Origin of the sequence: Aeromonas sp. R10-2 (genome assembly GCF_040908445.1) — a bacterium.
In the GTDB taxonomy this organism is placed as follows: Bacteria; Pseudomonadota; Gammaproteobacteria; order Enterobacterales; family Aeromonadaceae; genus Aeromonas; species Aeromonas veronii.
Genome location: NZ_JBFODS010000021.1, coordinates 20,695 through 35,418, shown reverse-complemented (window position 1 = coordinate 35,418; position 14,724 = coordinate 20,695). Strand labels below are relative to the sequence as shown.

8 protein-coding genes and 2 tRNA genes are annotated in these 14,724 nt (G+C 57.9%); 3 read left to right on the top strand and 7 right to left on the bottom strand.

From position 1 onward, the window contains the following. Nucleotides 1–91 precede the first annotated feature (91 nt). The 5 genes from AB5Y97_RS04680 to AB5Y97_RS04660 all read right to left on the bottom strand — a co-directional run bounded on the left by AB5Y97_RS04680 (nt 92) and on the right by AB5Y97_RS04660 (nt 10,358). Nucleotides 92–931, bottom strand: a complete 840-nt coding sequence (locus tag AB5Y97_RS04680) for an FTR1 family protein (RefSeq protein ID WP_368157298.1) — start codon at nt 929–931, stop codon at nt 92–94. Next, the gene (locus tag AB5Y97_RS04675; protein ID WP_201947919.1) at nt 931–3,921 is read right to left on the bottom strand and encodes a YncE family protein; all 2,991 of its coding nucleotides are present in this window, start codon (nt 3,919–3,921) and stop codon (nt 931–933) included. Before AB5Y97_RS04675 ends, AB5Y97_RS04680 begins: the two co-directional genes overlap by 1 nt. 4 nt (nt 3,922–3,925) lie before the next feature. Beyond that, nucleotides 3,926–4,375: a hypothetical protein gene (locus tag AB5Y97_RS04670; RefSeq protein WP_005333700.1), complete on the bottom strand. Its 450-nt coding sequence runs from the start codon at nt 4,373–4,375 to the stop codon at nt 3,926–3,928. A 128-nt stretch (nt 4,376–4,503) separates the two neighbouring features. Next, a complete protein-coding gene (locus AB5Y97_RS04665) occupies nt 4,504–4,989 on the bottom strand; it encodes a YqhA family protein (RefSeq protein ID WP_005333692.1) in 486 nt (161 codons plus the stop codon). A 170-nt stretch (nt 4,990–5,159) separates the two neighbouring features. Then, on the bottom strand, nt 5,160–10,358 hold the full coding sequence (locus tag AB5Y97_RS04660; protein WP_368157297.1) for a RecQ family ATP-dependent DNA helicase: 5,199 nt from the start codon (nt 10,356–10,358) through the stop codon (nt 5,160–5,162). A gap of 260 nt (nt 10,359–10,618) precedes the next feature. On the opposite strand from AB5Y97_RS04660, the gene AB5Y97_RS04655 reads away from it, so the two are divergent. Next, nucleotides 10,619–11,245, top strand: a complete 627-nt coding sequence (locus AB5Y97_RS04655) for a class I SAM-dependent methyltransferase (RefSeq protein WP_368157296.1) — start codon at nt 10,619–10,621, stop codon at nt 11,243–11,245. Then, the gene (locus AB5Y97_RS04650; protein ID WP_139429697.1) at nt 11,229–12,302 is read left to right on the top strand and encodes an HNH endonuclease; all 1,074 of its coding nucleotides are present in this window, start codon (nt 11,229–11,231) and stop codon (nt 12,300–12,302) included. Before AB5Y97_RS04655 ends, AB5Y97_RS04650 begins: the two co-directional genes overlap by 17 nt. 44 nt (nt 12,303–12,346) lie before the next feature. Here AB5Y97_RS04650 and AB5Y97_RS04645 read toward each other — a convergent pair. Both AB5Y97_RS04645 and AB5Y97_RS04640 read right to left on the bottom strand, forming a co-directional pair. Beyond that, nucleotides 12,347–12,422: transfer RNA gene (locus tag AB5Y97_RS04645), tRNA-Asn, on the bottom strand. 2 nt (nt 12,423–12,424) lie between these two features. After that, nucleotides 12,425–12,500: transfer RNA gene (locus tag AB5Y97_RS04640), tRNA-Asn, on the bottom strand. A gap of 487 nt (nt 12,501–12,987) precedes the next feature. Here AB5Y97_RS04640 and dauA point away from each other — a divergent pair. Continuing rightward, nucleotides 12,988–14,724 (top strand): C4-dicarboxylic acid transporter DauA, encoded by a 1,737-nt coding sequence (gene dauA / locus AB5Y97_RS04635; protein WP_201947924.1) that lies wholly within the window; start codon nt 12,988–12,990, stop codon nt 14,722–14,724.

Below are 14,724 nucleotides of genomic sequence, written 5' to 3'. Positions count from 1 at the left end.
AAACTGCTTGATAGATAAGGGAACCGCGCCAAGGCGCGGCTCTCGAATAGTGTTGTTACCCCGTGGCCTTGTTGCCACAGGGCGTGCGGGCTCAGCCCTTGCTGGATGCGGCGCTCACCTGCGGGCGATAGCTGCGCTGCCAGAGGGTAACGAAGATCGCCAGATAGAGTGCCCAGGTCAGCAGCTGCAAGCCAGCGGGTGAGGCATTGTAGCCAAACAGAGCGCGCAAGAAGGTACCAAATACCCCCTGATCGTCGAGAATGTGGCTGATGTCGAACACCGGCGTGGTCCAGAAGGTGATGATCTCTGCCGCCTGCAACATGTTGACGGCGGACGAGAGCAAGCCTGCGGCGATGATGATGATAAGCAGGCCGGTCCAGCGGAAGAAGGGGGCCAGCGCCACCTTGCGGGTGGAACGCAGCAGCCCCCACACCAGCGCGATGGAAACCAGCAGCCCTGCCAGCGCGCCCATCAGGCCGGATTGCAGATCCACCCCTTGCCCGGAGTAGAGCAGGGCGGAGAAGAAGAGCACGGTTTCAAACCCTTCGCGCATCACCGCCAGAAAGGCGAGCAGCACCAGACCAAACAGGTTGCCGCCATCGATGGCCGCATCGATGCACGCCGTCATGGCTCCCACCTGGGATTTGGCCTGCTTTTGCATCCAGATCACCATATAGGTGAGCACCAGAGTGGCGAAGATCAGGATCCCCGCCATCAAGAGGTGGTTGTAACGCTCGCTCTCGAACTGGCTCACCACCACCTGGAACAGGAAGGCGACCACAAGGGAGGCGATAAGGCCGAGCCCCACCCCCAGATAGATGAACTTGTTGTAGCGACTCGCCCCCAGCTTGGCGAGGTAGGAGAGGCAGATGCCGACCAGCAGGAAGGCTTCCAGCCCCTCGCGCAGGGTAATCAGAAAACTTGCAAACATCAGGATTGAGGCTCCGTAGCGGGCGTGACGAGGAGAGGCTGCAAGGTAAGTTGCAACCGATTAAGCTGCACTATGGGTGGCTCCGGCAAGCTCGGCTCGGCGGCGCGCACCGCATCATTGACCCACTTGGGGTAGGTGCGGAAATTGAGTTTGATATCGGCCTTGAAGGGCCCTTGGGCATCTGCGGGTAGCAGCCAGGCTTCATCGCGCCAGCCATCGGCCGGAATGCGGGTATCTTCCAGCAGTTTGGCGTAACGCCAGAACTTGAGCCCTACCGGCTTGCCCTCGGCATCGCCGAATACTTTTCTGAACAGTCGTGCATCTTCTGGGACAGCGCCATCCACCGGCTGGCCGCTGGCAAGCACCATCTTGCCGCTGGCGTCGGTGACGGTCAGCTCCAGCCAGAGTTCACGAAAATCGGCCACTCCGGTGGGTAGGGCATGGCCCGCGCCGGTATTGGCGACCCGCACCACCAACTGCTGACTATCGGCCGCCTGTTCGATACGGGCGGAGAGGGTCGCGCTGGAGCGCAGCAGCGCCAGACTCTCCTGTTCAAGGTCGGGATTGCGCAGCCCCACCAGCTGGTGCTGGGCGCCGGTAAAGTTGTGGCGATAGAGCCGCTCCTTCATGTTGCCGTTTTCGGTGGACTGGCCCGCAACTGGCGCGCCGCCATTGCCCGGCTCCGGGTTCATATGGCAGTCGATGCAGGTGCGCCGTTTGGCGGGATCCTCCGCGTTTGCGAAGCTGGATTTTTCCCACTCGTCCCAGGTGTTGACGATATTGGCGCCGGAGCCCGGGGCAAACTCGTTGTGGCACGACTTGCACAGGGCTGCGTCGCGGTAGAAATCCTTCTGATAGGAGGCTTTGTGGGCCGCTGGGCGGGCGTTGATCTGCCGCTCGGCCAGCCAGTGCTGGAGGCTGCCGCCCGCGGCATCCTCGAACACATAGCTCTCGCGGTCTTTCAGATTCACGGTAAAGGCGCTGTTGCCGCCCGCATCTTCTACCTTGGTGATGCGATGGCAGAGCACGCAGCCGGTCCCTTCCTCAACCACAGGTTCACCCGCCTTGTGGGCGGCAATCAGCGAGGCGCCGCCCTGCTCGAACATGTGGGAGCCCTTGGGCAGGTCCAGCTGGCCTGTCATCACCTGCTGGGGCATATGGCAGCCTTGGCACCACTGACCGAACGCTTCCCCTTCGGTTTCGCGGGCCAGCGCCTGCACCACCTTGTAGTAGGGGTGGGAGTTGCCCATTAGTCGGTGGTTGCTCTCGCTCCAATCTTTGAAGGCCTGTTGGTGGCAGTTCTGGCAGGAGGCGGAGTTGAGCCACTCTTTCGGGTGAGTGGTCGGCGCCTTGGCGGGATCGGTGCGCGGGGCATCGAGTCGCAGCCAGTTGGCGAGATAGGGGAGGTTGCCATCAGTGGTGACGAAGGCGTGCAAGTCCTCCATCATCGCCTTCACCTCGGGCTGGGGCTTGGCGGGGTCAACTGCCTCGGCCCCATCGCGGGTGTCATGGCCCATGCCGCCCTGGGTCTGCTGGGTCATGCGCAGGTATTCGCCGACAAAATCCCCCGCCACCATGTTGGTGAGGTTGGCGTGGCCGTTGATGGCGTTGTCGCCGCTCTTTTGGCGATGGGCCGCCATCAGATAGCGGTTGGTGAAGTTGAACCCGTCCAGATGGCAGGAGTTGCAGCTCATCCAGTTGTCCCCCGCCATGGGGAAGCGGCTATTAGCCGCAGTGTTGCCCAAGTTGAACAGCCGCTCGCCGCGCTGAAGCGGCTCGGGGCGCGGATCCGTCTCTACCAGCTTGGCGAAGTGGGGCGCATCGACGGTGACTCGGGCAAACGGGCCGCTGCCGCCACTATTGAGGCGGGTAAGATCCTGCCCCATGGCGTTGTGCACCAGAATATGGTTGCCATCGATCAGCAGATCCCGCGGATTCTGGCCCGGCAGGTGACGCAAGAGCTGGGTCGCCTTGGCGCCCCCCTGAAACTTCTTGCGGCGGTGACGGTTGTTGTTGGACTTGCCGCTGCGGGAGAGGTCAAACACCAGCAGATCTTCCGAGCCCGCCAGGGTCAGATAGACCCGCTTGCCGTCAGCGGCGAAGCGCGCAGCGAACGGGTTGGAGACGATCTGGCTGCGGTTGCCGACGCTTGGCAGGTTGATCTGCAAAAAGAGCTGTTTTCTTTCATCGACCCGCTCTTTCTCCTCATCGAGATCGATGATGGAGACGGCCGGAAAGACGGTGCTTTGAAACTGGAAGGGGTGGTCGAAACTCCACAGTACATGGGGCAGCCAGGCCTCGCTGCCATCGGGGGAGAGGGTGATGCCGTCGAGCAGGCGCGGCAAGCCCTGGGAGTCGCTCGGCGTGTCGCTATGGGTCTCGGTCAGGGTGATGAGTCTGGGCTTGGGCAGGGCAGCATTCTTCGCGTCCTTCTCAAGCTTGGCAAGATCATAGATGGCGAGCTGGCCGGTCATGGCGTGGGTCAGCAGCAGGCGATCATCGTCGGTCAGAGCCAGTCCACGGGGAGTCTCGGCGGTTTCTGCATCCAGCTGGAGGTTGCCTGTGGTGTCATAGGCCTGCAGACGAGCGGATTCGAACAGCGTGACCCAGAACCACTGCCGCTTGGCATCGAAGATGACCCCATAGGGGCGGTGGCCGGTGGGGATCGCCTTTTCCAGATCGAGGTCATCATCCAGCAGCAACAGGCGATCACCGCTGTAGTCGGTGACCAGCAGGGTACCGTCATCGGCGCGGGCCAGCTGGCGCAGATCGCCACCCAGCTGCACCTCTTTCAGGCGCTTGCCGCTATCGCGTTCAAGCAGGGTGACCGAGCCTGCGCTCAGGTTGGCGGTGACGAGGCGCGGGCTTTGCCCCTCCTCATAGGTAAGCATCCCTGCGCCCATCTGCTGGGCAAACGCGAAGGGGCTGGCCAGCAGCAGGACGAGTGCCAGCAGGGGTGACAAATATGCAGAGAACGATGACTTCAACATGGGATCAGGTGCGCCATTTCAAGATGGTCCAGCGCCAGGCATGGCGCAGCACCAGAGGAGTTAACGCCAATGCGCTCAACCAGTGGGCCCAGCTGGCGAGGTTGCCCATGGCATCGCCCGGAGTGCCGTGCAGCACCAGCAGCAGGCCGCTGGCCAGACAGACCAGCAGCAGGGCTTCGATAATCCGTCCCGTGGTGCGTAAAAAGGGTTTGTTGCTGCGGTTCAACAAGCTGCGATGGGAGAGCCAGAAGGCGCCAAACAGCAGCGGAAACAGGGTGAGCGAGAGCATCACATGGAAAAACAGATTCCAGCGCGCCAGCGACCAGAGCGGGGTCAGCGGCTCCCACAGTAGCAGGCCGGAGAAGAACATCAGATAGAGGGTGCCCTCGGCGGCCTGATGGTGGTAGGCCAGCCACTGCCAGAATTGTCGGGGTGAGAGAGAAAGGCTTGTCATAAAGGCTCCAGCACCCGGGCGGGGCAGCCCGGGGGGAGCAAGTTTATAACGCAGTAAGAGTAATGAAAAGTGTTATCAATTGTATTGCTGGTGAATCAAGGCTGAACAAGCACAGTGATCAAACTCGACTATTTATGTTCTGCCATCCGCTCGGTCACCGCATAGATGAGCGCGGCCAGCGAGAAGGCGAGAAACACCACCACGGACCACTTCATATCGACTTCATTGATGATGCCATCTTCGAGGAAGGCTTTGAGGACCTCTACTCCGGCGATGGTCACCAGCGAGTTGATGACGATGAGCTTGAGGGAGGCAAAGTTGATCTTGCTAAGCCAGTTGCTGCTAAGGGAGGCGCGCTGCTCTTCCGTCTGGATAAATTGCACATAGCCACAGATAGCAACCAGGATCAGCATCTGGGCCACCAGTATAAAGTCCACCAGGGTCAGCACGCCGGTAATGAGATCCAGATAGGGGATCTCGAAAATGTTTACAGAAAGCTGATATAGCTGCATGGCAAATTTCACCATCAGCAATACCACGCAGATGAGGATGCCAATGTAGAAGGGGAACATCATCAATCTGCTGCCATTGAGCATGAAATTGAATCGACGCATAAAAACTCCAAGGTAAGGGAAGCTGGGTGATTATGACCTGAATTGAGGCTATTGGCAGCGACGTGTCGTCAAGTCACCAAGCTTTCACTATCACCTACTGCAGTACCGGCACAGCTGGTGCTGCAAGTCGTGAAGGTCTATCCCGGTAGCATGGGGGCTACCAGTTTGGTTCATAACTCCAGCTCGATTATGGGGATCTCCCAACGTTCGCTGCGCATCTTGGGTTGATACTCATCCTTTTCCTGCTCTTTACGCCGCTCTACCAAGGCGATCACTCTGGCTTCGCGGATTGTATTCACATCGAATTTCCAGGTTTCTTCTCCCTGTAGGGAGAGGCGAGCGATCTTGTGACTGCGGTGATAGACATGGAGCCTGTCCTGTTTGTCGGGGGCAATGCGTACGGCATCGCCTACTTTCAACGCTCTCAGTTCATTGTGAATAGTCTGGCCTTCATCACTGTGACCCGCATATCCCAACACCAGTTGCGACATACCCATCATGGCGAAACGACGTTGTCTGTCCGGTCGGGTTGCGTTAGGTCTCTGCACGTAGCAGTGGGAGGCGATCAGTGGAATATGGGGATTACGTTGATCGTGGCGAGCCATGAGAACCAGCCTTTCGATAGCACGTGTCATCCCCACATAGAAGAGGCGCCGCTCTTCTTCCAGGTTACTGGTCGATAGCTCCGCCGCGCGTTGCCAGCCGCCGTCGAGAAGTATCACATGGCGATACTCCTCCCCCTTAACCCCATGTACCGTACTTAACAATACCCCTTTACCGAAGCGGATCTGGCGCTTTTGCTCGCTCAAATACTCGTAGAGGAACATCAGGAAGTGGTGGGCAGAAAGAGCATGCTCTCCCTGGCTGGCTTGCCACTGAGCAATCAGATCGTGCAGTAGCTCCTCCCAACGGTTGGCCAGTGAGAGTGGAGGGAGAGGGGCTGCAAGTTGCTCCGCTGTCAGCAGGGCATGACCTTGCTGTTGTAGCCAATTCTGATAGCGCAAGATTTCACGGCAGCGATGCACAGGAAAACCGTTCTCTTTATCCAGAGTAAAACGACAGGGAATATCAGCATCTGCCAGTGCCGAGCGTACCCATGCCAGTTCCTCCTTCTCCAGCCCATTACGGGCCAGCACGGCGATAGATTCCAGCGGGCAAGTGGGAGTCTTCTCACGGATAAGCGTGATATGTCTCACGACCTCGGCTGCCTGTTGGGCTGCATCCTGGCACTGCTGGATGATGACGCGACCCAGTGCTGTCTCCATCCCCTCCCAGTGCCCCCCAGCCACTTCCATCTTGCGCCTGTCGTCGATCTCGATGGGATGTGTACGCTTCATGCGATCCTGATTGTGCTCAATCAGGCGGTTGGAGGTCTCGATGATGTGGGCGGTGGAACGATAGTTCCAGGTCAGGAAGTGAGTCTGGGCGTTGTAGTCTTGCTCAAAGCGGCGAATAAAGCTGACGTTCGCGTCGCGAAAGGCGTAGATCGATTGGTCATCATCACCCACAGCCATCAGATGCAGTCGGGCCTCCTCATCCTCTTCGCTTTTGCCCACCAGTGCCGCGATAAGCTGGTACTGTTGTTCATCAATGTCCTGATACTCGTCGACGAGCAGAAATTGCAATCCACCGAGCAGCTTTTCCCGCTGCTCTTCCAATTCGAGACCGAGCTGGTTCTGCTCCCCCCGAAGCAGCTTGATTGCGTCATCAATGATGGTGGTAAAGTCGATATCGTCGGATGTCCGGTTTTGCACCGCATTGCCTGTCAGACTCATTGCGAGACCGTGAAAGGTGAATACCGAGACCCGTGCTCCGTCACGCCCCAGCAACTCGGTCAGGCGTCGGCGCAGGGACATCGCCGCATTATGGTTGTAACAGAGCAACATGATCCGCGATGGGGAGATTTGCTTGACCCGCATCAGATAGGCGCAGCGGTGAATAATCACCTTGCTCTTGCCTGAACCCGGGCCTGCCAGTACCAGCAAGTTTTGCTCGGGCGGTGCCTGAACGATCTGCTCCTGGGCACGGTTGTGAAGATCTTCGACAATGCGCTTCCAGGAGTGTTCGCTGGTCGCCAGCTCCAGGATTTTGTTGCGCCCTTTGAAGTAGTGACCGAGGAACTTGTCAGCTTCCATGGAGAAGTAGTCTGTCACCAGCTTTTTGGCTTTCTTGAAGTGCTCCAGGCTGATGCGGGCGTATTCATTCATCACATGGATCTGAATCACCTTCTGGCGATAGTGATGCTCAAGCGGCTGATAGTCTGCCTTGTTGTATTGTTGCTGCCGCTCAGCCGTCAGAGTGAGGGTCATGGCGCTTCGGAACACGGCAAGACCATTTTGCAGCACGATGGCGTGTTGCTCATGCAGGTAGAGCAGTGCCCGCTCTGCCCCTTTGAGCAACCATTCCTGCTGGCTGCTTGCCTCCCGCTTGTTCATTAGCTGAGCCACATCCATGTCTTCTCGCAGGTATTTGACCAGTTGTTCCAAGGCAAATGACAGCATTACCTGGCGCTGGACACTCTCTTCGCTGCTTGCCAACAGGGTGTAGAGAAAATCGAGGGTAGCGCCAGTGACGCGATGGCGTTGATCAATTGTCTGCTCAATCTGGGACCAGGTTCGGTTGAAGGTGAGTTGGTAAAGATCCCGAGAGAGATATTTGACATCAATGGAGCCTTTCTCGCCCCCCGAGCGACCATCCTGGGCCCAGCTGGTCAGCAAATTGCGCAGCAAGCCAGGGTTACACCGCTCATGCCCCAGATCTTTGATGGCCTGATTGACCAGTCGAATGTTAAAGATCAGCCCTTGCCCTGTATCAGGTTCGGGTTCTTTTTCACGCAAGATGTCCAGCATCGCCTTTTCAATGCTGTGTACTTGCCCGCAGAGCACCCGGGCATTGTCTCTTCCTTTGGGGCGAAGCCAGGTAGTCAGTAACATCCCCTGAGAGAGCAGACCGACATCCGCCATCTGGGTGAGTACCCGCATCACTTCGCTGGCCTGAACACCACTTCCCTTGTCTGCCATGTATTGGCCTGCCTCTTCGGCGATGGTATCGGCACTGAGGCCATCATCGTCGGCAGCACTCATCAGCGCCTGGATAACCGCTTGCCATATGGCTTTGGCCTTGGGGGCCAGTTTCAGACTCTCTACCCTTTTCATCGCCTCCTCGGTGGAGGCAAACAGGGGACGACCCTGAAATACCTGAGTGATGTTGTCACTGCGTTCCAGATAGCCCGCTCGTTCGAGCCAGGCAATAGCTGTCTTGACCTTGGTATCCGCATTGCTGTCATCGGCAGCGAAGCTGGTTTCCACCTCTGGCTGGTTGATAAGCTCTGCACTGGTGGCGACCAGTGGCGAGTTGTTATCCTGCTTGCCTCCTTTGCTGGCCCTGAGTCTTATTCCGCGCAGGATCTGTTTGATATCGCGCAGGCTGACTTCACTCATGGCCTCGAGCTGGAACTGTTTCTCGATATCCTGTTCATCAAACAGCAGTACGCAGTGAGCTTGTGCTGTATCGCGTCCCGCTCGTCCCGCTTCCTGTAGATAGTTTTCGAGGGAGCCAGGGATATCGGCATGGATCACCAAACGCACATCATCCTTGTCGATCCCCATCCCGAAGGCGTTAGTCGCGCAGATGACCCGGATCTCGCCATTGATAAATTGTTCGAGAGTCGCTTTTTTCTGTGCACTGTCCATTCGGGCGTAAAAGCGCGAGACAGGGAGGGATTGTTGCTGACCGAGGAAATCGGCCAGCTCGTCCACGCTGCGCTTGGTTGCGCAGTAGATAACGCAGGAACCGGGCTTTTCCTCACCGAAGAACTGCTCGAGCAGGTTAAGGATATGGCCCTGTTTATTGAGGCCGGGACACTCAACGACGGCATATTCGAGGTTGGTACGTTCAACCCCGCCTTCCAGTCTGAGAAGAGGTCGGGGCTGTTTATCGAGAAACTGGGCGCAAATATCCTCAATCACATCCGGTTTGGCGGTCGCGGTATAGCAGAAGACAGGAGGCATGGGGACCTGCTGTTCCTTGGCAATTGTGGCGATGGCCTTGGCGCAGTAGAGATAGTCAGGGCGAAAATCATGTCCCCATTTCGACAGGCAGTGCGCTTCGTCAAATACCCAGCCACCGATTTGACGTTGTCGTATTGCTTGTTTGACTGTGCGGTTGCGCAACTGCTCGGGGGAGATATAGAGCAAGGCGATATCCCCCATGCGGATCTGTTCAAGAATCGCGCCTCGCTCTGGTAGCGTCAGCAGCCCCGAGATAGCGGCAACCCCTTCAATACCGGCCTTGTGTTTAAGGTTGTCCACCTGATCCTTCATCAGTGCCTGCAGAGGGGAGATCACCACAGTTAGCGCACCACTGCGCTGGTTGCGCACCAGTGCCGGGAGCTGGTAGCAGAGCGACTTGCCGCCGCTGGTAGGGAGTATGCCGAGCAATGCGACGCCAGCCATGGCTTCCTCGATCAAGGTCTTCTGCAATGGTGTCCCATCAGGCAGGTTGCGGAAGTTGTCGAGCTCGAAAATTCGCTGCAGATGGCGGCGTGCGTCGTGGTTCTCCTGGCAGTAGCTGCAGTCAGCATGACCGCAGTGACGTTCACGAACTGTGTGAATGATCTCTGCAGTCTGGGGGAAGCGGCGCCAAATCCAGGGGGGCAACACGGAGTTCCCGCCGGACACGGGCAACCAGGCGCAGGCATAAGCCAATGGTAACAACAGCATGGGTTGACGCAGGGCATCACCAATCACTCGGTTGAGCTGATTGGGGCACGCTTTCTCATGGGCAATGCTCTTGATGAGAGTGGGTAGCTCCGAGACCCGCACTGGCGGGCGGCCTGTCAGTCTGGCAAACACCAGTGACAGACCCTGAGTGTTAAATTGCGCCATGACTCCCTGGTCGAACAGATATTGATAAAGCTGCAATTGGGACAGGGGTAAGGCTTGTAGTGCTATCAGCTGTTCCGAGAAGATCTGCAATGCGAGCCTTGCATCCGCGACCGGATCATTGAGGGTATCCCGAACCAGTTTGTAATCCTTGACCAAGCGGTGATAGGGGTTTTTGGGAAAGGCAAGGGGAGATAGATAGAGGGTATCTATTACCGGCTTTTCGAGAAGTAACTGAGGGCGTACAGCCTGTTTGGCCAACCAGGGGAGATCAAAATCGAGAATATTGTGACCAAGGATCACATCCGCCCCTTGTGCCAGCGCATTTAGCTCCTTGAGTGCGAGATCCTGCGGGCCCTTGAGATTGAGTTCACGACCAGCCAGGAGCGCCCCCAGATGACGGAGTTTTTCGTCCCGGGTCAGTTCAAGGTCAAAGGAAAGAATCTTGTCATCCCCAAACAGGGGCACGACATCAGTCGAGTTCATTAATAGCCATCTCCATCTGGCGTTGACCTCTCATGGCGATAATAAGTGCCAAGAGATCAGTGAGTTGGCCGAATATTACCCGAAATGTTGAGCGGTGGCATCATTCAGAGCCCTCTGGCCGAGCTTCTTTTGGCGGACACCCGGTTTTGTAAATGCCGCTGCCCTCTTAATCGCTCATGTTTGGAAAGTGTCGTCCTTGTCATGGTCAACCCACTGATCTTGTGAGATTATTTCACTTTCTTCTCCGTTCGGAACGCATTGTGTCCCTCGACTACTACCAGTGTCATGCCAGTGCATTGGTGACCCGTTACCAACAGGTATCTGCGCGCGCCGTTCACGGCGACTGGCTCACTCTGCTGGAGCCTTGGCTTTGGGTTGCACCGCGCAGGGTGCTTGATGTGGGGGCTGGCAGTGGTCGGGATGCCGCGTTTTTAGCCGGGCTCCACCAGGGCAACACTGTGGTCGCTGCCGAGCCCTGTCAGGCACTTGCTGCGCAGGGGCAATGTCATACCCGTGAGTCAGCGGTGGCGTGGGTCAATGACGCTATGCCTGCTCTCTCTCGCGTGACCGGTACTTTTGATCTGATTTTGCTCAGTGCTGTCTGGATGCATCTACCCCCGGAGTCTCGCCCCTTGGCTCTGGCACGTCTTCATGAGCTGCTCTCACCAGACGGCTATCTGGTACTGAGTCTTCGCCTGACTGTGTCGGAGCAGGAGATGCGGGTGCGAGCCATCTATCCGGTAGCTGTCGATGAAGTGGAGCGGCTTGCATTGGCGGAGGGGATGACACTGCTCCATGTGTCAGAACCTCAGGGGGATGCCTTGGCGCGTACCGGGTTGAGTTGGCAGAGTCTGATCCTTGGGGGCGAGCATGCACGCTTCCCCTGAGCAACAACTCGCTTTTATTGCCTATCTGCAACGCATCTTTACCGAAGGCGATTTTGTTGCCACTTACAAGTGCGCCTTGCTCCACGGGATTGCAGATATCGCGATTGAGCGCAGTACCGAGACCCATGATCTGACTGCGGCGCGCACCATTACGCTGGACGAACTGGCCACCAAGTTTGTGGAGCTTTATTGGCAGCACAGTTTGCCCTACTCGGCGACGGGAGAAACGGCTACCTTGCTCAAACAGAGCAGCGGTCGTCAGGCCATCATGCTGACGGAGTTGTCCCGGCTGCGTGAAGAGGGTGTCCGCTCGGTGACTGCACTGCGTCGTCACAACGCCTGGCGGCCTCTTCTTGCCCGAGTTCGACGCATCCTTGTTGAGGGGCCCTTGTGGCGTCTGCAGATCCTGGGTGGGCGAGAGGAGTGCCACCTCTATCCTCATCAAAGGGGCGCGGATCATATCTGCCTTAACCCCGGCATTCTCTACTGTCTCCACCGCTTTTACGATCTGGTGGTCTCTCTCTCCCGACAGCATTGGTTACAGCTTATCTGCGACATCAAGGGTAATCAGCCACTGATTGGCCCAAGTGTGGGGTTGGAGAATTTTCTATTTGGTTCAAGCCGTCAGGCGCTGGGGCGAGTAGGAGAGGTATTGAGGGACTTGCAGGGGGGAACCTGTTTTTACTGTAACAAGGCGATACACGGGAGTGGTGAGGTAGACCATTTCATCCCCTGGCGTCGTTATCCAATCGATTTGGGCCACAACTTCGTATTGGCACATGCCAACTGTAACCGGAGCAAACGGGATTTTCTTGCCGCGCCCGAGCACAGGGATGCTTGGTACGAGCAGAATATCCTGACTCACGGGGCGTACCTCACGGACGAGCTGGCCCCTCTGGTGAGCGTCGATGCCGAGCGTTCTACTGCCATTGCTACTTGGGCCTATCAGCAAGCACTCCGTGAGCATGCTCGGTTGTGGCGCGGTATTGACCTGTTTGTGGACGTGACAGCCCCCAGTGTGGGGATGAGTAATCCAGGCTTCTCTAGACTCTTCTGAGGCAGATACGAAAAAGCCCAGCCAAAAGGCTGGGCTTTAGAATTTGGCTCCCTCGACAGGACTTGAACCTGTGACATACGGATTAACAGTCCGCCGTTCTACCGACTGAACTACGAGGGAATTGGCTCCTCCTACTGGACTTGAACCAGTGACATACGGATTAACAGTCCGCCGTTCTACCGACTGAACTAAGGAGGAATTGCCTGTCTCGTTAAGACGGGGCGAATATTAATGACCAGGGCGGCGGGTGTCAACCCGCGAATTTCCCGAAAACCGGATTTTCGGACTGTTTGCCCAAAAGTTGCGCTTTGCGGTTTATTTTCAGCACAATCAGTCCCTTGCCATCACCGCCCCCAACCGGCCTAGGGGTTATTGGCTCGGTTCGCATCAACCTGATGATGCCAGTATGAGGTCGCGAACGTGCTGGTAAGCTAACAAGACTCAAGTGGTGAACTTTGCAGCTAAATTGGGGAGCGCAATCGTCAACATCGGCGATTTGGCGGCAAATAGGCCAAATAATGGGTGAGCGCGCGTTTCATTGATCCTGCCCATCGAAAAAATGGCCCGTCTGGAGTAAGGTTACGCAAGATACCATCGCCGCGTCGACAGCCCTGCCGGCCCTTGATGATGATCGGGCGCCGGGTCTCTCCGGCCTTTATCTCCCTCTTCTGGTATTACGATATACATGCACAAGCAAGCCTCTTTAAATAGCGTGAAGCTCGCCATAGCCTTACGCCAGTCCTGTATTGATGAACCCTACAGCATGGCCCGCTTCGGCCGTGATCTTATCGCCGGTGTGACGGTGGGCATCATCGCCATCCCGCTCGCCATGGCACTGGCCATCGCCAGCGGTGTGCCGCCGCAACACGGTCTCTATACCGCCATCATTGCCGGAATTGTGATCGCCGTGACCGGTGGCTCCCGCTACTCCATCTCCGGCCCGACCGCGGCCTTTGTGGTGATCCTCTATCCTGTCGCCCAGCAGTTCGGGGTCGGTGGTCTGTTGATGGCGACGCTCATCTCCGGCCTTTTTCTGGTGGCGATGGGGATGGCCCGTCTTGGCCGCCTTATCGAGTACATTCCCCCGTCAGTGACGCTGGGCTTTACCGGTGGTATCGCCATCGTGATCGCCACCTTGCAGATCAAGGACTTCTTTGGACTGAGCGTGCCCGAGATGCCGGAAACCTATCTGGGCAAGGTCGAGGCGCTGGCCGCCGCCCTGCCAAGCTGGCAGTGGGGCGATACCCTGGTGGGGGTCGCAACGCTGGCCGTGCTGCTGCTCTGGCCGCGCCTGCGCCTGCCAGTGCCCGGCCACCTGCCCGCCGTGCTGGTCGGGGTGGGCCTTGGTTTTGGCCTCCATTACTTCGGGGTGGATGTGGCCACCATCGGCAGCAAGTTCAGCTATACCCTGGCCGATGGCACCCAGGGGATGGGGATCCCGCCCATCGCGCCGACCCTGGTGATGCCCTGGGCCTTGCCCGGACCGGATGGCTTGCCGGTTGAATGGAACCTGGCGGCTGTTGAGCGACTGCTGCCTGCCGCCTTCTCCATGGCGATGCTGGGGGCGATCGAGTCGCTGCTCTGCGCTGTGGTGCTCGATGGCATGACCGGTCGCAAACACAGCTCCAACGCCGAACTGGTGGGGCAGGGGCTTGGCAACATCGTCGCCCCCTTCTTTGGCGGTATTACCGCTACCGCAGCCATCGCCCGCTCTGCCGCCAACGTGCGTGCCGGCGCTACGTCCCCCATATCTGGGATCGTCCATGCGCTGGTGGTGCTGGCCGCCATTCTGGTGCTGGCCCCCTGGCTCTCCTGGTTGCCGCTCTCGGCCATGGCTGCCTTGCTGCTCATCGTGGCCTGGAACATGAGTGAAGCGCACAAGGTGGTGGAGCTGATCCGTCGCGCGCCCAAATCCGATGTGCTGGTGCTGCTGGTCTGCCTGTCACTCACCGTCATTTTCGACATGGTCATCGCCATCACCTTCGGGGTGATCCTGGCATCCCTGCTCTTTATGCGCGAAATCGCCAAGATGACCAAACTGCACGATTTGGCCGAGCACAAGCGCTATGCCCATGAGGTGCCGGACAACGGCCTGCTCTACAAGATCAACGGCCCGCTCTTCTTCGCCGCGGCCGAACGGGTCTTTGCCGAGCTGGAAGCGCAAGTGAAAGGACACAAGGTGCTGGTGTTGCAGATGGAGGCGGTTTCCATCCTCGATGCTGGCGGTCTGTCTGCCTTCCTCCACTTTGGCAAGCAGATGGCTAAAGCCGGTGTCGAGTTGCGGGTGGCCGAGTTGCAGTTCCAACCGCTCAAGACCCTGGCCCGTGCCAAGGTGCGGCCGCAGCCCGGCAAGCTGGAATTTTACGGCTCGCTGGAAGAGGCGCTCAAAGGTGAACATTTGCACGAAGCGGCAGTAAATTGA

What these genes read in the sequence shown, in the direction of transcription:
- AB5Y97_RS04650 (WP_139429697.1), top strand. Translation starts at nt 11,229, where the DNA reads ATGCACGCTTCCCCTGAGCAACAACTCGCTTTTATTGCCTATCTGCAA.
- AB5Y97_RS04670 (WP_005333700.1), bottom strand. Translation starts at nt 4,375, where the DNA reads ATGACAAGCCTTTCTCTCTCACCCCGACAATTCTGGCAGTGGCTGGCC.
- AB5Y97_RS04665 (WP_005333692.1), bottom strand. Translation starts at nt 4,989, where the DNA reads ATGCGTCGATTCAATTTCATGCTCAATGGCAGCAGATTGATGATGTTC.
- AB5Y97_RS04675 (WP_201947919.1), bottom strand. Translation starts at nt 3,921, where the DNA reads ATGTTGAAGTCATCGTTCTCTGCATATTTGTCACCCCTGCTGGCACTC.
- dauA (WP_201947924.1), top strand. Translation starts at nt 12,988, where the DNA reads ATGCACAAGCAAGCCTCTTTAAATAGCGTGAAGCTCGCCATAGCCTTA.
- AB5Y97_RS04660 (WP_368157297.1), bottom strand. Translation starts at nt 10,358, where the DNA reads ATGAACTCGACTGATGTCGTGCCCCTGTTTGGGGATGACAAGATTCTT.
- AB5Y97_RS04680 (WP_368157298.1), bottom strand. Translation starts at nt 931, where the DNA reads ATGTTTGCAAGTTTTCTGATTACCCTGCGCGAGGGGCTGGAAGCCTTC.